Below are 15,771 nucleotides of genomic sequence, written 5' to 3' on the forward strand. Positions count from 1 at the left end.
GGGGAGCCGGGAGAGCAGGGAAGGTCACGGCGAGTTGCGAATCAGGTGCGAATCATCGGTGTGTGCAGACCGGTGCCGAGGCGGGGATCCGGTCCGTCGAGTATGCCACCGAGACCGTGAAGCAGTAGTTCTGCGTGTCGTCCAGCCCGTACACCATGTAATCGGTGGTCCCGGCCGGGAGCTGCTGGAACGCTCGCAGCGGCTGCCCGCTGCGGGCCCCGGAGACCAGCACCGGGCCCTCGGCGCCCTTCGGGTAGACCCAGCTCAGGGCGACGCTGTCCCGGTTGTCCTTCAGCTTGACGTCGGTCGGTGCCCCGGGCGCGCCGGTCGCGGTCGGCGACGCGTGGGCCGAGACGGTGGGCGGGGGCGGGGCCGCCGTGGTGGGCGCGACGGTGGGCTGGGCGCCGGTCGCGCCGTTCGCGTCCGGCAGCGTCAGCGCCACCACCGCGACGGCCACGGCGATCACCGCGATCACCACCGCGATCAGCAGGAACGGCTGCCGGCGCCGGGGCGGCGGCTGGTCGGTGCGCACCGGCAGCAGACGTTCGGAGTTGGGCGGGGTGGTCAGCGTCGCGGCCCGGGCGGTGCCGACCGGCTGCGGCCGGCCGTCCGGCCCGAAGTCGGGGAACCGATGGCCGGGCAGCGGCGGGGGCGTGTCGGCCCGCGCGTGCCGGCCGGTCAGGTCGCCCGGCGCCGGGGCGACGTCGGCCAGGTAGAGCGGCTGCTGGTAGACGGTGCCGTTGGGGTCGGTGATCCGGTCGTCCGCTGGGCTGCCGGCGGTCGGTTCTTCGGGCGGTTCTTCGGGCGGTTCTTCGGGCGGTTCTTCGGGCGCCTCGGCGTACCCCGGGCTCTGCGGGTCCGGGACCGCCGGGCGGCGCGGGAACGGGACCGTGCGGGGGCCCGTCGACTGCTCGACCCGGCCGCACACGTGCCGGCCGCTGGCCGGCGCGACGGCGAGAGCCGCGACCTGGCGTACCAGCGGATGGTCGGCCGGCAGATAGCGCGCGCACAGCTCCTGGGCCAGCGCGAGGTGCTCGGCGGACTCGCCGTCGCGGGCGCACTCGCGCTCCATCGCGCCGAGCCGGGCCAGCATCTTGATCCCGGCCGGGGAAGCGTCGCCGTGGCGGTGCCGGTGCCGCACCCAGGCGCCGGTCAGCCGGGCCCGGGCCGAGGTGCAGTGGCCGGCCGCGTGCTCGGCGGTGGCCAGGTCGGCCTCGGCGGCCAGCACCCGGGGCGAATCCGGACCGTCCAGCTCGGTGAGGTCGGTGACCAGTCGCTCGTACACCTGCGCGGCGCGTCCATAATGGCCCACCCGGTGCAGGACGGCGGCGTGCGTGGCCGCCGCGGCCACCGTGCGCTCGTCGCGCGGGCCGTGCAGCCGCTCCTCGGCCTCGTGCGCGAAGGTCGCCCACAACCGGGCGCCGTGCGCATCGCCGAGCGCGATCAGGATGCGGGCGTGCAGCGCCGCGGCGAGCGCGAGATCGGGGTCGGCAGCGCGCGGGTCGGTGGTGTCGGCCTGATCGAGCACGCCCGCGAGCACCCGGCGAGCACCCGCCAGATCACCCGCGGAGGACAATGTCTGCGCGCGCTGGGTGAGCTCGGCAAGCTGGGCGGGGGGCACGTGTCCCATAGTGCTCGGTCGAACACCGTGGGTACAACCCTGACGCAGGCGCGGCTCGTCCAGAACAATGTAGAAACCCAGGTATGTCGTCGTTGGAGGGCGCTACGTTGATCGCCACGGTGAAGCGGGAACTGCTGGTCAGACATCTGGAGGCGTGGGCGCCGGCCGCCCTGCACCGCGCGCGCCGGGTGATCTACGCGCACGGCTACGCCGATGCGCAGGGCGGGGCGTCGGCCGAGGCCGCGGCGCGGGTGCTGGCCGAGCAGACCGATTTCGTACGCGGCCGGGAGCTGTCCATGCTGCTGGTGGGCGACGACGTGACCCCGGTGGCGGAACGGCTGGCCGGCCTACCGGAGCTGGCCGGGCTGGCCGTGCACGCGGTCTCCGGCGGCACCGAGGAGCGGCTCGAGGTGGCGCTCAAGGCGGCGGGTGCGGTACGCGTACCGCTGCTGGGATTTTTGGATGCGGCAAGCGCAAGCGAGCCGCCGAGCCCGGCCACGGTGTCCGCCCTGACGGCCGGGAAGCCGGCGGAGGTGCTGCTGGCGCTCGCGCCCGGGGTGTCGGCCGAGGCGTATCGCGAGGCGTGGCCGCTGTTCACCGCGGTGGAGTTGGCGACCGGGGACGAGCCGGGGGAGTTGCTGGCCTTCGGGACCATGTCGGGCAAGAGCCTCGAGGGGTTCAAGGAGGCGCTGTGGGCGGTGGACGAGTTCGCGGGCGTCCGCTATCGGGACCCCGGCGACCCGGAGCGGCATCTGATCGACATCTCGCTCTCACCGCACCCGGGTCCGCTGCGCCGGGAGATCCTCGCCCATCTCGGGCGGGTGGGCTCGGCGACGGTGACCGAGCTGCGGACGTTCGCGCTGACCGAGACGATCTACCGCGCCGCCGACGCGACCCGGGTGGTGCACGCGCTCGCCGACTCGGGGGCGGTCACCCGCCGGCCGCCGCACGGGCGGCTCGGCGGGGACGTGGTGATCGCGCTGCCTTAGCTTTTGTCCTGCTTCCAGGACAAGGGGCCGGGCAGGTCGACCCGGTGCGCGCGGGTGCGCGAGTTCCACGACCAGCGGCCGATCTTGATGCTCCACGAGGAGAAGCCGTGCTCCGTGAAATTCAGGATCAGCGGTCCGAACTTCTTGCGGCTGCGAAACAGGATGCCCATGGGCGCTTCGGTTCCCGATGGCATCGATTCACAAACGTCAGCGCGGCTGCCACGCATCCGGACGGGTGGTCAGCTTGCGGACGTGCGCCGGCATGCGGCCGCTGAGCAGCTCGGCCAGGCTCACCTCGTCGACGACCTCGCGGACCGCGGCCCGGACCGCCACCCAAAGGTTCGGCAGGTTCTCGGCGGCGCCCTCATACTGTGTCTCCTCCGGACGGAGGCCGCGCACGCCGGCCAGCGGGCCGTCGACCGCCCGCAGGATCTGGCCGATCGTGACGTCCCGAGGGGACGATGACAGCGTGTAGCCGCCCTCGGCGCCGCGCTGTGCCCGGACCACGCCGGCCCGGCGCAGGTCGGCCAGCACGGCCTCGAGGAACTTGCGAGGCATGTTCTGATCTTGAGCGATGGCTTGGGCGGACATCAGCGCCGGGTAGGCCTGCGCCAAGCTGAGGGCGGCCCGGACCGCATAGTCGCCGCGCGCGGAGATCTGCACCCACCTATCATGCCTCGCCCGCGCTTGCCCGCCGCGCATACCCCACGGATTTGTGGGAATTACGCTCAGTCAGCGGAGCGTCGCTGCACCGGTATTCCACTGCGGCCGTTCACCGCGTACTCGGCGCGGAACTGGCCGGGGCTCATCCCCACCTCGCGGTGGAAGAAGCGGCCGAAGTTGGTCGGCTCGAGGAAGCCCAGGTGGCGGCCGACCTCGGCGACCGACATCGGGGTGCAGGCGAGCAGCCGGCGCGCCTCCAGCGCGACCCGGTCGTCGACCACCTGCTTCGCGGTGCGGCCGGTGACCGCCAGGCTGGCCCGGGTCAGCGTGCGCACCGAGCAGCCCATCTCCTCGGCGTAGTCCTCGACCCGGCGGCTCTGGCCGTGACCCGACTCGAGCCGGCGCCGGAATCGGGTGAACGTGCGGGCCTCCGCGCCCAGCGGCTCGGCCGGCGGGGTGAGCAGGGCGATCCGCAGCAGCAGCACGGCCAGCTGGTGGCGCAGCAGGTCGGCGGCGACCGGCCCGGTCCGGTGCCGCTCGCAGTCCACCGCGAGCTGGGCGAACTCGCTGATCACCGCGTCCTCGTCCTCACCCTCCAGCTGCCAGCGGTCCGGGGCGTTCTCGGCCAGGTGGTCGGTGGCGCCGGCGACCCGGCCGTCGAAGGTGACCACCGAGGCGGCCAGCCCGGTCGCGCCGATCCGCAGCGCCTGGCCCGGCCGGATCCAGAGCAGGGTGCCCGGCCGGCAGAGCTGCGCGGCGAAATCGACCTCGATCGTGCCGTGCCCGGCGGTGGCCAGCAGCAGGGCGTGGAAGGGCGGGCGCCACGGGCCGGTCGGCTCGACCTCGCCGAGTGCGCAGGTCGCTACGCCCGCCCACCCCGGTGGGGTGAGTGGGCTCGCGAGGCGCGTGCCGGTAGAGGTCATCGGGCCGACGGTAACCGCCGACGACCGGCCGCGCACCTGGCAAAACGCTGGTTGACGGGAATGTGTCGCAAAATCGAGCCCGATGTCCGTTTATTGCCTATTTGTTCGGCGCCTTGTTTCGCCCCGAAGTTTCACCACGAAGTTTCTCCACGAAAAAGGACGACCCGCGCGGACCGGCAGTGTCCGCGCGGGTCGTCCTTTCACTTGCCGCTGCTTATCTCCCGGCGAGTAGCCGGTTGACCGCCGCGTCCACGTCCAGATGCTCCGATTCCCGGCCGCGCGGCACCACGACATAGGTGCGCCGGAGGAACCGGACGAGGACACTGCGGGGTACTTCGAACAGCGCGTTGCCGTCCGGAGACGACAGCGCCAAGGCGACGAAATCCCCCCGGGGCGTGGCCCACGGCCACACCCGGACGTCGCCGATGCCCGCGGGCTCATCAAGCCCGGTCACGAGCAGTTCGCGTGCAAAGGACCAGCTCACGGCTTCCCCACCGGCTGATTCCGCATGGAACAACACGTGGACCGCATACGGGTCTGCTGGGTCGTAACGGAGGCTGGCGCGCACGGGCAGAGCCGTGGCGTCAGGCGCTACGAGCCGCAGCGAGGTCTCGACCTCGACGGTCGTTGGACGAATGGTACTCATGGACGAACTCCCCCCGGCACCGCTGCGAGGCTGGTGAACCCCGCGTTTCCCATACTCAGGTGATCCCTGTCATTACGCTCCGCCATACGCTGATCTCACCCAGTAGTGGGAAGACGGTTCCGAAAAGCTCCTCGCACAAGACGTAAAGCGATATCTTGTCCTGTTCTGCGCGAGTACCCGGTTCCGCCCGGCGTCGGGTGGTCCAGCAGTTGACTTACTCCGGTAACGTCCATTCCTCCCGGGTAGTGACGGGGCTCCGGGACACTGGGGGATGAAATGGGTGCAAAAGCGGACGAAGATCCAGCACCAATGGGTGTTTTGAACAAGATCAGAGCAACGCCGACCGGCCGGCTCGCCCTCAAGATCGGTATTGGCGTCCTCGGCGGCCTGGTCATCGCCCTCGGCATCATCCTGATCCCATTCCCCGGCCCCGGCTGGGGGATCGTCATACTCGGCCTCGCGATCTGGGCGATCGAGTTCGCCTGGGCCAAGCACCTGCTCGAGTTCACCAAGCGCCACGTGAAGGCGTGGACCAGCTGGATCGGCCGGCAGAGCCTCCCGATCCGGGGTCTGCTCGGCGTCGCCTGCCTGCTCTTCGTGGCGGGCGTGGTATGGGCCTCGGTGCGGGTCAGTCTCGGCGTGGATCTGGTCCAGATGACGCGCGAGTGGCTGAGCTGACCCCTGGTTGGCCTCCGGGGCGCCGCGTCCGGTACAGTCTGACTCGCCATCACGGGCGATTAGCTCAGCGGGAGAGCGCTCCGTTCACACCGGAGAGGTCACTGGTTCGATCCCAGTATCGCCCACCAACAGGCCCTGACCTGGGCAAACATGAATCGATTGTTGGCAGTGTAAGAACCGCCTCGGTCGGCACTGCGTGGAGCTGCAATTTTGGCAGCTTACGCGAACGTGAGCAGCCACCTCGTGACCGGCGCGCGGCATCGACGGCACGACCCAGTCGACGACCTGGACCGGGATCTCGTCGCGATCGGCCCGCTGCCCTCGTAGGTCTGGCATAAGGACATGGCCGACTTCACCGAGTTGGTCAGCGACGTCCAGACAGCCCTGCTGGCTCGCATGAGCGACCAACGGCAGCGGCGCGTTGTGCCGCTTCAAGGACGAACTACACTCGGCCGGCCCCTCGACGGGCGTTGCAATCTCCGGAATCCGGTTCTTTCACGCTGGTCGGCGGGCCACCGGCGTGGCCCTGATGGGTACGGTGTCTCGCCGGCTTTACAAGTCGGAAGCGCCCGGAGTCGAGCTCACCGTCATCCAGACATTGACCGGGGCGGCGCACGACGGCGCGATCGCCGCGTCAGCTTCGTCTTCGCGGTCACTGCCGGGTTCATGGCCCTCGCCGCGGCGTTTGCGCTTGCCTGCATCCCCGTGCTCGCTGGCGTTGATCTGTACTGGTGACCTGGGATTCAACGTTTCTCAGGCTCTTGATGGTGGTTGTGACCTCGCTGCAAGCAGCGGAGCGTTCTCCGGCTCATCACCGGCAACGCGTCGGGGTAATCCAGCCGCTGGCCACAAAGTCCCGAACGTCGGCTTGCGCCAGGGCGTCGTCCCGTCGCCGCGTGGCCGATGCACCGGCTGTACTCTATCCTTGGCGGCCTGCTCAGCTACCCACAGGTGTCCCGGCAGGGGCGATATCAACTCGGTTTCGACCGTTCCGCTTTGCCTTGTAGAGGCTCTGGTCGGCCTGGCGGACGAGCTGGGTGGCGCTGCCGCCGAGGCTAGGTAGGGCCGAGGCGGCACCGACGCTCACGCTGACGAACTCGTGCGGCGAGTTCACGTGCTCCTCGTGGAGAGGGCGGAGGGGAGTCTCGGGCCGCCGTCGACAGCCAGGACCGTTTCGTCGCATTGGAACAGAGCCCGATTTGCGTTTACCGACCTCCCGGGAAAGTCCGGAGTTTTGACCTTGCTACGGGGAGGTGACCGAGCGCGGCGACCGGTGGCCCCGGAGGAGCTCCCGTCGGGCGCCGCCTCCCACAGGTCGCTTAGTTAGGCCTCAAGCAGCATTGCGTCCTCCCCGAGGTGATGTGGGCTTCCCGAACCGCACTCCTGACCCATCTGGACGTCCACCAGCGTCGCGACCATCGTCATCGCCGTGGGGCCCCAGCCCGAGTGGCGTCGGACCCAGGGCGATCGGCTGCCGGCGACCAATCAGCACGGCCGGCGGCCTTGCGGCGCTGGACCGGCACCCCGGGGCCAGGGGGCGGCGAGCAACGGCAAAGCTCATGACCAAGTTGACGTCGGGCATCATGGTATGGGTGGTGATCGTTGATTCCAGGGCCGATCCAGGTGACGATGTATGTGGGAACACGACGGTCGACCATGGGAGAAACGTGCGTCAAACCCAGCAAACCCTCGTTGAACTGGACGACGGGAAAAAGATCTACGTTCAGATTGCTTCTACGGCCGAGGCAAAAGATGTCGCATTCAGTGACGCACTTAAATTCGACGGCGCGGTGGAAGCAATTCGCGGAATTGCGCGTTCGATTCGACACGTTCTGGATGATGCCAAGCCGGACCGCGCGTCGATCGAGTTCAGTCTCGACATCGCCGTCGAATCCGGTGTGCTGACGACTGTCCTGGTAAAAGGCTCAGGTGAGGCCAGTCTGACCATCACGCTGGAGTGGGACAGGCAGACGTAATGCGAATAAGCTCCTCCAGCATTCTATGGGAAAGCGTTGTCAAGGTCGTTGTATCGCAGCGCAACGGCCACGGCAGCGGCTTCTTCGTGGCGCCAGGACTTGTGATGACCTGTGCGCACGTCCTCGTGGGAGCGACTTCGTCGAACGATGTCATCGTATATTGGCGAGGCCGGGAGTGGGCTGCTCGTGTAATCGCTCAAGTAACTCAACCTTACCGGGACTATTCATACCCCGACCTAGCACTCCTTCAGACCGATATAGAAAACCATCCCATTCTCGAATTGGCGACCGAGGTCCCGATGGGCAAGTTGACGCTCTTCGGATTTCCTGGTGAAGACACGGAACGAGGTGGGTCGGAAGCGACGTTCACAGTGGAAGGAATTACAAATCCACTCGAGCGGCCCCTGATCAAACTAAGTCAGGGACAAATGTTGCCCGGGGTAAGCGGATCACCACTTGTCAACCGGGAAAGCGGCCTGGTTATAGCGGTGGCGAAACGGACGCGGGACCAATACACCGACCTGGGCGGGTGGGGGATTCCGGTCGAGACCGTATTGCAGGCCTTCCCCGACATTATACGTGAAGTCGCACATGATCAGAAGCCAGCTCTTCGCGGTTCACTAGCCTTTCGACCCTCGCTTCCGAGAACGATGTCGAAACTCATCGGCCGCGAGGAAGAGGCAGCAAGTCTTGAGGACCGCCTGATCGCATCCGATACCTCACTTCTTTCCCTCGTTGGCGCCGGCGGCGTCGGCAAGACTCGTCTAGCGCTCGAAGTCGCGTCCCGAGTCTCGCACCGCTTCACCAACGGTGTCGCTTTCGTCGACGTCGGGGATGCGCGCGACGCATCAGCAATCGCGTCACGTATAGCCACGGCGATGAAGCTGGAGTTGTCCGGCGCAGTTCCGCTCGAAGAGTCGCTGGCAATGCACCTAGAAGATGCCGCCGTGGTAGTCGTGCTGGATACTTGCGAGTACGCTCTCGATGCGGTCGCCAGCGTTGCTGATTTCTTACGCACCAGGTGCCCGCGGCTCAAGTTGCTCGCCACCAGCCGCGAGCGGCTCCGAGTCGACGGCGAGGAATGCCTCGAGATCAGGCCTTTCGACGTGTCGGCTGAGCCGGGCGATGCAAGGGAACTGTCTAGCTCGAACGCAGTACAGCTGTTTCTCGCGAGGGCAGCATTGATCGATAGAAAAGTATTGAACCCCGAGCGCGACGCGGCGGCGATCTATCGGATATGCAGAAGGCTGGATGGCATTCCCCTAGCTATCGAAATGGCGGCCAGCCGGCTCTGGGACTTACGAACCGTCGAGCAGCTCGAGGAGCGTTTGGCCGACTTCAGCAAGGTGCTGGTCCAGGGAATGACAACGGCTCCGCCTCGGCAACGGACCATGAACGCGACCATCGACTGGAGCGTCGGGCTTCTCGGCGCAAAGGAACAGTCGCTATTCACGCGACTAGGGGTTTTTGCCGGCGGCTGGACCCTCGAAATGGCCGAGCAAGTGTGCGCGGGGAGTGGCCTCGAGACGGACGAGGTGATGAATCTCCAAAGTGAACTGGTGAACAAATCACTGGTCGTGGTGTCGACCGGACCTTTCGGAGCCCGATACAGTCAGTTCGACACGGTCCGGTTCTTTTCGTCGCGTCGCCTCTTGGAATCCACCGAAGGGTCGATGATGAGTGCTGCTTTGACACGCTACTTGTTGCAGGTGACCAGAGATGCGGAACCTGATCTTTGGGGGTCAGCGGCAAAAGAGAGATGTACCGAACTCGAGCTTGAAAGCGAGAACATGCGGACCGCCTTGCGGTGGTCTCTTGAGCACGATCCTCCGGCTGCTGTCGAACTGGTCAGCAATCTGTGGCGCTTCTGGCAATTGCACTGCCACTTCGAGGAAGGGTTTGACTGGGCCGAGCGAGCCTTGAGTACAGGTCCGAAAGAAGCCACCGCGGCGCGGGCGCGCGCTGTTCTCGGGATGGCCTACTTAGCCCGCAGTCTATGGCGCATCGACGTGGCAGAACGCCTGAGCAGGGAAAGTATGTCGCTCTTCGAACAGCTGAACGACTCGCGCGGGCAGACCATGGCCTTGAGCAATCTTGCGATCACCATGCGGGCGCAAGGTAAACTCGCCGACGCGGCTTCGCTGTTCGCCCAAAGCCTCGCGCAAGCACAGCAGTCCGGAGATCTGCGGGCGCAGGGATCGCGACTGATGAATCTCGGTATAACAAGTCTGTGGGCCGGTGAAACGGCAAGCGCCCAAGACTATTTCGACCGCTCTTTGACGTTTCTGCTTCAGGTCGAGGAGTCTCATGCCCTCAGCGTCTGCTACCGCTTCTACGGGAAGCTCTACGAGCTCCTGGGCGATACGGCCGAGGCTGAGGTATTGTATCAGAAGAGCCTCGCCCAGGCACAAGCGCTCGGTGACTTGGTCGGCATAGGCGCCGCGTTGATCGAGCTCGGCAGCAACGCTATATCCGCAGGCCGCTATGACGATGCCGAGCGCCGACTCGGCGAAGGTCTGACCGAGATACGAAAGTCCGGCGACTCACTTGAGGAGGCGTGGGGTATCCATACGATGGCAACCCTCGCTAGCAAACAAGGCGACCTTGAGCGCTTCCACACGTTGAACATGCAGGCCCTCCGGATGATGTTGCGGCTCGTCGACATTCGCGGCACCGCCCGATGCCTCATTCTGGCAGGTGTCGCAGACCTGGAAACACAGCAGTGGCGACGCGGAGTTTCGACGCTGGCAGCCGTCCTGGGTGCCATGCCCGAGTCGTTACTCCTACAGCACCCGACGGACAGTGGAGACTTCAATCGCGAGCTCGATCGAGCCCGCAGCACACTCGGCGCCGAGAAGTATCAAGAATATTGGAATGTCGGAGAGACTATCTCAGTCGCTTCTGCCGCGTCGGCCCGTCTTTTCCAGCAGGCAGGGGAGAATATCGAGAATGAAAAGTGAAGGCCCGCCGGAAACGAAGCAGCCCCGTTCACCTTCGATGGACTGCCTAAAGCATTTCGAAGAATTCGGAATGTTTACCAACCCGGGATGTTACATAGAGCTTCTGCGCGGAGGTCTCCCAAGCGCTGCCGAGGATATGGGGCGTGTCGTTCGAGCGCAATTCATCCACCAAGCCAGGATGCGAGATTTCGATCGAGCATCGGAAGACGAGCTGGAGCGTGGAGTGAAGGACAAGATTCCCTGGTACCGTCAACCTGAGGACGCCGTACTCCCCGGAACGGCGTCCATAGTGGCAGAGTTGTTGCGGCGGGATTCCAGAGGTTTCGTGCACGACAGAGCCGTGCGCGACCGACTGATACTCACCTGCCGGCCGGTTGCTATTGTCATGTGTTCGATCTTCAAGAGCAGAGGAACCCCGGCGAGGGTCAGAGCGGGCTTTGCCGACTATTTCGCGAGCTACGATGCTCCATATATCGATCATTGGATTACCGAGTATTGGTGTGCCAATCGGTCGAGGTGGATTGCGGTTGACGTCGACGGCCTCGACAGCATCGCGGACTTCTCTCCATTCGATGTACCGAGAGGTCGCTTCGCTTATGCGGCCGATGTGTGGCGTGACGCGCGTCGAGGTGCCCTGGACCCCGACGACTACTGGAACGCGAAGGGGGTGACTGGCCTCAACATGATTGCATGGCAGCTCTTTTATGACTTCCATTGCCTGATGAACAGTGAGAGCATTTACCCGCACCATCCGAAGATTGGCCTCGAAAACGTTTTCCCGGGCCTCGAAGCGGCGGATATGAACCTTATCGATCACCTCTCCGAACTTGCAGCAGAGCCGGATGAGAACCTCGTGGCTCTGCTGGAGATCTGGAAGTCCTCTCGAGCGTTGCGCCTCATGCACGGTACCCTGCTGTACAACTAGGAGCGGCGGTGAGGCATCATGGCTGAGGAAGCCGTCAATATTGTTGCTCCGTTCGTCATCGGAAATGCTGAGGAGTACGAGAGGGTTTTGGCGCGGCAGTTACCTGAAGATCAAGCGTCCGGTAGCTACGATGACATCGGAACATCTTTCGACACGCTATTCGGCAGCGCCGACGATCTGACGGTGTCCGAGGCGGAATCGCTTGATCGCATTATAAGGCAACTTCCGGCGCGCACTGTACTTGATTGCACATGCGGGACTGGGATACAGGCGGTCGGCTTGGCCGCATTAAACTATGTGGTCTCGGCCTCAGACATATCCACCGCGATGGTTCAAGCCGTGGAGAGCAAAGCGCGCGAAAAATCACTTGATATAGAGGTCCGCTTGTCGGATGTCCTGCACCTGGCCGAATGGGGTGCCCAGTGCTTCGACGCAACGGTGTCCGGAGGAAACTCGCTGGCTGTCCTATCGAGCCGAGACGACGTCTTCCAAGCTATCCGAAGCATGGCAAACAGGACTCGGGACGGTGGACTGGTAGTGGTCGGCGGACGTGACTATGCCCTCGTTCGCGATCGGCAGGAAGCGGTTTACGGCCGCGGCCTTCGGCTGGTCAGCGAAGGGGTGTTGGGAACGGTGCCCGAATGGACACTCGACCTGCGGCTGTTCGGCGTGAGTCGCGTGCAGGTCCGGCACACCTTCCTTTCGCTGAGGGACGGTCTGCTGGTTCCTCGCTCATTTGTGAAATCCCTTCTGTATCTTTCCGCCGCTGACATCGTGTCGGGGTTCGCAGCGGCGGGCCTGCGAAACATCTCAGTCACAGACATCACGGGTGAGCACGAGTATGCAGGCGGAGATTGGTATATCTGTTCGGGACGAGTGGGAGACGAGCCGCAAAGCTGATTATTTCTCATTGCATGCCTCGGAGGCGGCCATGCAGTATGCGGAGAAGATGTCGATAGAGGACACGTCGGTGGATTATCCCTCTGCCCATGTCGCGGTGGACGGATTGAGTATCGATGTATCCCTTCAGGCGGCGGCCCCGATGCCGGCGCCGAGTGCTGTCGCACGTGGCCTCTTCGGGGCATTGCTGTCAATCTATTTCACCCAACTAGCGCTCGCGCGGAACTCTTCCTACAGCGGGCCAGCGATTCCGTGCGAGGCATTGCCCCATCTGAACAGATGCCTGGCGTACGCGATGTCGGTGCGTTCGTATCGCGAAGGCTTCGCGGGTCCCAGAAAGGTCAGTCTGGAGTTTGGACGAACGTCCTACAATCCCGTATCGACGCTACGGGATGTGTCGAAGCCGCAGACTTGCCTGCAACTCGTATCAGGGGGGTTAGATTCGGCCCTGTCCCTTCAAGTTATCAGACAGAACGAACTTGGTTGCGAAGGCATTCACGTCGAGGGCCTCAACGGCGACTCTGCGACCGAGTCGTCGGAGCTGATGGGCTCACGCCGGATAGCGGAAACGAGCGGCATTCCGCTGCACCTGTTCCGCTTCGCCACTACGCCGCTGTCGCACTATCAACTCGTCGGCCGTTGGACGAAATTCCCGCCTGCGTTTCCGGCAACTAATCCTGTCCCCCACGCGCGGGAAACAATGTTGGTAGCAGCTGCTGCATGGCTGGCCGAAGCCGTCGGCGGTCGCCCGGCGATTGCACTAGGCAGTGAGAACAGCGCATGGAGCGACATTTTTGAGCTCGACGGCCGTTCGTATCCGAGGTGGGACACTCAGTCGCGACTCGGTGTCCGGGCGATCAATGACATCGTGCGGAGCATGGGTGTCGCCATGGGTCCCCTCTTCGCTCCGATCGCGGGTCGGACCGAGTACCGCAAGTTCCGTGAACTTCATGCGCTGCAGCCAGAATATCTTCGAGACTCCTCCTTTTGCTTCTGGGGTAAGAATTGCGGTGTCTGCCGCAAGTGCACGAGATACTTCCTGCATCAGCGCAGCATGAAGTTGGATCTGCTCACCTTCGCCCGCAATCCACTGACGGGCGGATCCGATCTTCTTGTGGAACTGTTGAACGATCGGGGTATCGCTTACCGTGATCTGCACCTTGCGGTGTTCGAGATGCTCCAGGGCGGCTCTCTCGGACGGGATGAGCAACGTTACGCTGCGGGCCTGCGGAAAGTAGCGGATCGAGTGCGCAAAGAATTCAAAGAAATGCGTTCGGAGGAAATGCGCGTCCGGGAGGACGACAGTCTTCCGGCATGGTTTGATCCGCGCGCTAGGGAACTGTTCTCGTGACAGGCCTGGTGCGCGGGGGGTCCACACCTCGTCGCGGCATCTGGATCGGGCCGCGCGCCTCTGACGGATCCGCTCTCTCCGAGCTTTTCGAGCTGGATACCGTCTCCGGCGATTGGATCGGTCCGCAGGCGAAGCGGCACTCATCGTGCCTCGAGAATCAACTGGGGGTTCGTCGGCGTTGGGCCGCGAGCAGCATGGAGGAGATAGTCGGCGGTCTTCGACACCGGCTTTCGCAATTCATGGATAGAGCGAGTTACGTTATTCCCTATACTGCTACCGCTCTCTTGTCTAGACTTTGTAAGGACTCCGGGGTCAAGCTTCTTGCACCGGATCCTGGGATTCGGCATTGGCTAGACGACAAACGCAACTTCCACCAGATACTGCAAGATGCTGGCTTGAGCACGTTGGCATACGACGAGGTCGCCGCCGTCCAGCTGCCGAAATTGTTTCAGATCGACCCTGCGGCCGCCTTGGTGGTGCAGAGAAGGCGCGGGTCGGGCGGCGCCGGCACTTTCTTCGCCGATACCAAGGAACAAGCCGTGGACATCTCTGTGCGGCTCGGTTCAGAATCTGTTCTGGTGTCCAGACGGCTTCGGGACACGGAAGTGGTCAATAGTTTGATCGGAGTTGCTGGACAGGTCGCCGCGGCGGGACCACAAACGCTGCAGGGCGTTGGAATCCCAGCGTGTACGAACATCCCGACGGCGTATTGCGGCAGCGATGTAGGAGCTGTCGGTCGCCTGCCTGCCGTTGTCACCAACACGGTGAGAGACGTTTCGCATGCCATCGCTGCCGCGCTCGGCCGGTTAGGATATCAAGGCCTGGCGGGCGTCGACTTTCTCTACGACCGGGATGAGGAGGAGCTCTATCCTATCGATCTAAATCCGCGATTTCAGGCATCCACCCGGCTCGCGAGCAACGCGGAACGTGCGATGGGACGCGAGTTCAGCTTTGCGGAGCTTGTACTAGGGCATCAAGCAGGAATTCTACCCGCGACCGCCCTGCTGAATTGGGCGCCGAGCGCGATGAATCGTAGTCAGTTGACAGTCTTCAACCAGCAGCCTCATGCGGTCCGCCTCACCAGCTTCGCCGAACGCGCCATCGAAGAGGATGCCGTACCTCTACGGCTCCTCGGATTGCCCCGACGCGAGACGGTGGTCATGCCGGGCGCCACTTTGGGCATGATCGAGGGATCATTTTCCATCGGGGTGAAGAGTCACCGGTGGACGCAGGCACTCGACGTTGTCCAGGCGCTGGCGGACGCGTTCGAGCCGGCTTTGGAGTGAGGCATGGTCGCTGCCAGCTTTATGTCCCGGGACATGTGTCAAGGGGTTGTCCCGGGACATGTGTCAGCCATTGAGTATGTTCGGGCGAAGGTAATGTAGGTCTTGTCGGGGTTGACTGAAGTAGCGCAGGGCTGGCCGATTGGCGTTGTAGACGGTGACGTGGTGGTGGTCGCGGATGGCGGTGACGATGGTTGCGGCGTGGTGGATTGAGCCGCCGCTGGTGCGGGTGCCGACTACGAGTCATCCGTGTCGGTGGTGCTGACGCGGCAGTGCAGGGTGGCGTCGGTTTTCAAGATAAGTGGATGGGTCCGCCGTGCCTGGCTGCGCTGGCCAGGTGTGTTCGGGGGCAGCGCGGTGGAGTAGAGCGCTGTGCCCGGCGTTCGGTGTTGTATTAGCAGCGGCAGGTGTCGAGCAGGGTTCGCGGGCGTCGGGGGCGGGGTGGACGGCGAGCCACTTTGTAGTTTGGTGGTGGCGTTCGACTTGCCGTCGATCTGATAGCGGCCTCGGGGTTGGGCGTAGGCGAATCGGCGCCAGAAGCTGCCCGGGGTCGTTCTTCGGGGCCGTTCGAGTAGGTCGTGACGGTCCAGGACACGGTTGATCGTGGATCGTGACGGCACCGTCCATGCCGGCTGCAGGCATTGGGTGCAGGTCGGTCAGGGGCGTCGCGGATACGGTCCGCGCTGTCGTCCGGGACCAGCTCGACCCAGGTTGCGGATACAGGTATCCAGGGCGTCAGGATTGGGGAGCGGGCTGGTCCACGGCCGCCTCGATCGCTGCTGCCACACCCCCTTGTCAACGGCGGCCGAATCTGGACCCCTCTGGGCGGCTTTTGAAAACGGACCCCTCTCGTGTG

General features: G+C 64.5%; 14 protein-coding genes and 1 tRNA gene. 9 read left to right on the top strand and 6 right to left on the bottom strand.

Annotated features, from left to right (window positions below; all coding sequences use genetic code 11):
• Positions 1-52: 52 nt before the first annotated feature.
• Positions 53-1,621: a fibronectin type III domain-containing protein gene (locus ODJ79_RS17945; protein WP_411267334.1), complete on the bottom strand. Its 1,569-nt coding sequence runs from the start codon at positions 1,619-1,621 to the stop codon at positions 53-55.
• 83 nt (positions 1,622-1,704) lie between these two features.
• Between ODJ79_RS17945 and ODJ79_RS17950 the strand changes: the two genes are divergently transcribed.
• Entirely contained in the window at positions 1,705-2,610 is a 906-nt protein-coding gene (locus ODJ79_RS17950; RefSeq protein ID WP_263024623.1) for a hypothetical protein, read from the top strand.
• Here ODJ79_RS17950 and ODJ79_RS17955 read toward each other — a convergent pair.
• From ODJ79_RS17955 to ODJ79_RS17970, 4 genes are all read right to left on the bottom strand, one after another.
• Positions 2,607-2,780: a DUF4236 domain-containing protein gene (locus ODJ79_RS17955; RefSeq protein ID WP_263024624.1), complete on the bottom strand. Its 174-nt coding sequence runs from the start codon at positions 2,778-2,780 to the stop codon at positions 2,607-2,609. The two genes, ODJ79_RS17950 and ODJ79_RS17955, sit on opposite strands and share 4 nt — an antisense overlap.
• A gap of 37 nt (positions 2,781-2,817) precedes the next feature.
• The gene (locus tag ODJ79_RS17960) at positions 2,818-3,273 is read right to left on the bottom strand and encodes an RrF2 family transcriptional regulator (RefSeq protein WP_263024625.1); all 456 of its coding nucleotides are present in this window, start codon (positions 3,271-3,273) and stop codon (positions 2,818-2,820) included.
• Positions 3,274-3,338: 65 nt separating this feature from the next.
• Positions 3,339-4,196: a helix-turn-helix transcriptional regulator gene (locus ODJ79_RS17965; RefSeq protein ID WP_263024626.1), complete on the bottom strand. Its 858-nt coding sequence runs from the start codon at positions 4,194-4,196 to the stop codon at positions 3,339-3,341.
• A 214-nt stretch (positions 4,197-4,410) separates the two neighbouring features.
• Positions 4,411-4,842, bottom strand: a complete 432-nt coding sequence (locus ODJ79_RS17970) for an SsgA family sporulation/cell division regulator (RefSeq protein WP_020514863.1) — start codon at positions 4,840-4,842, stop codon at positions 4,411-4,413.
• 309 nt (positions 4,843-5,151) lie between these two features.
• Here ODJ79_RS17970 and ODJ79_RS17975 point away from each other — a divergent pair, with 309 nt between their 5' ends.
• Positions 5,152-5,520, top strand: coding sequence for a TIGR02611 family protein (locus tag ODJ79_RS17975; protein ID WP_263024627.1), 369 nt, complete (start codon positions 5,152-5,154; stop codon positions 5,518-5,520).
• Positions 5,521-5,573: 53 nt separating this feature from the next.
• Positions 5,574-5,648 (top strand) — tRNA-Val (locus ODJ79_RS17980).
• Positions 5,649-6,457: 809 nt separating this feature from the next.
• On the opposite strand, the gene ODJ79_RS47165 is transcribed toward ODJ79_RS17980, so the two are convergent.
• Positions 6,458-6,703: a diguanylate cyclase domain-containing protein gene (locus ODJ79_RS47165; RefSeq protein ID WP_411267335.1), complete on the bottom strand. Its 246-nt coding sequence runs from the start codon at positions 6,701-6,703 to the stop codon at positions 6,458-6,460.
• Positions 6,704-7,079: 376 nt separating this feature from the next.
• Between ODJ79_RS47165 and ODJ79_RS17985 the strand changes: the two genes are divergently transcribed.
• The 6 genes from ODJ79_RS17985 (at position 7,080) to ODJ79_RS18010 (ending at position 14,918) form a co-directional block, all read left to right on the top strand.
• On the top strand, positions 7,080-7,496 hold the full coding sequence (locus ODJ79_RS17985) for a CU044_2847 family protein (RefSeq protein WP_263024628.1): 417 nt from the start codon (positions 7,080-7,082) through the stop codon (positions 7,494-7,496).
• Positions 7,496-10,456 carry a tetratricopeptide repeat protein gene (locus tag ODJ79_RS17990; RefSeq protein WP_263024629.1) on the top strand — a complete coding sequence of 987 codons (2,961 nt, stop codon included), beginning with the start codon at positions 7,496-7,498 and terminating at the stop codon, positions 10,454-10,456. Before ODJ79_RS17985 ends, ODJ79_RS17990 begins: the two co-directional genes overlap by 1 nt.
• A complete protein-coding gene (locus ODJ79_RS17995) occupies positions 10,446-11,381 on the top strand; it encodes a transglutaminase-like domain-containing protein (protein ID WP_263024630.1) in 936 nt (311 codons plus the stop codon). Before ODJ79_RS17990 ends, ODJ79_RS17995 begins: the two co-directional genes overlap by 11 nt.
• A gap of 18 nt (positions 11,382-11,399) precedes the next feature.
• On the top strand, positions 11,400-12,281 hold the full coding sequence (locus ODJ79_RS18000) for a class I SAM-dependent methyltransferase (RefSeq protein WP_263024631.1): 882 nt from the start codon (positions 11,400-11,402) through the stop codon (positions 12,279-12,281).
• A 31-nt stretch (positions 12,282-12,312) separates the two neighbouring features.
• A complete protein-coding gene (locus tag ODJ79_RS18005) occupies positions 12,313-13,632 on the top strand; it encodes a hypothetical protein (RefSeq protein ID WP_263024632.1) in 1,320 nt (439 codons plus the stop codon).
• A 395-nt stretch (positions 13,633-14,027) separates the two neighbouring features.
• On the top strand, positions 14,028-14,918 hold the full coding sequence (locus ODJ79_RS18010; protein WP_411267336.1) for an ATP-grasp domain-containing protein: 891 nt from the start codon (positions 14,028-14,030) through the stop codon (positions 14,916-14,918).
• The last annotated feature ends 853 nt before the right edge of the window (positions 14,919-15,771 follow it).

The sequence above is a fragment of the Actinoplanes sp. KI2 genome (assembly GCF_025630775.1).
GTDB lineage: Bacteria > Actinomycetota > Actinomycetes > Mycobacteriales > Micromonosporaceae > Actinoplanes.

What these genes read in the sequence shown, in the direction of transcription:
- ODJ79_RS17950 (WP_263024623.1), top strand. Translation starts at nt 1,705, where the DNA reads ATGTCGTCGTTGGAGGGCGCTACGTTGATCGCCACGGTGAAGCGGGAA.
- ODJ79_RS17955 (WP_263024624.1), bottom strand. Translation starts at nt 2,780, where the DNA reads ATGGGCATCCTGTTTCGCAGCCGCAAGAAGTTCGGACCGCTGATCCTG.
- ODJ79_RS17965 (WP_263024626.1), bottom strand. Translation starts at nt 4,196, where the DNA reads ATGACCTCTACCGGCACGCGCCTCGCGAGCCCACTCACCCCACCGGGG.
- ODJ79_RS17970 (WP_020514863.1), bottom strand. Translation starts at nt 4,842, where the DNA reads ATGAGTACCATTCGTCCAACGACCGTCGAGGTCGAGACCTCGCTGCGG.
- ODJ79_RS17975 (WP_263024627.1), top strand. Translation starts at nt 5,152, where the DNA reads ATGGGTGTTTTGAACAAGATCAGAGCAACGCCGACCGGCCGGCTCGCC.
- ODJ79_RS47165 (WP_411267335.1), bottom strand. Translation starts at nt 6,703, where the DNA reads ATGCGACGAAACGGTCCTGGCTGTCGACGGCGGCCCGAGACTCCCCTC.
- ODJ79_RS17985 (WP_263024628.1), top strand. Translation starts at nt 7,080, where the DNA reads ATGACCAAGTTGACGTCGGGCATCATGGTATGGGTGGTGATCGTTGAT.
- ODJ79_RS17990 (WP_263024629.1), top strand. Translation starts at nt 7,496, where the DNA reads ATGCGAATAAGCTCCTCCAGCATTCTATGGGAAAGCGTTGTCAAGGTC.
- ODJ79_RS17995 (WP_263024630.1), top strand. Translation starts at nt 10,446, where the DNA reads ATGAAAAGTGAAGGCCCGCCGGAAACGAAGCAGCCCCGTTCACCTTCG.
- ODJ79_RS18000 (WP_263024631.1), top strand. Translation starts at nt 11,400, where the DNA reads ATGGCTGAGGAAGCCGTCAATATTGTTGCTCCGTTCGTCATCGGAAAT.
- ODJ79_RS18005 (WP_263024632.1), top strand. Translation starts at nt 12,313, where the DNA reads ATGCAGTATGCGGAGAAGATGTCGATAGAGGACACGTCGGTGGATTAT.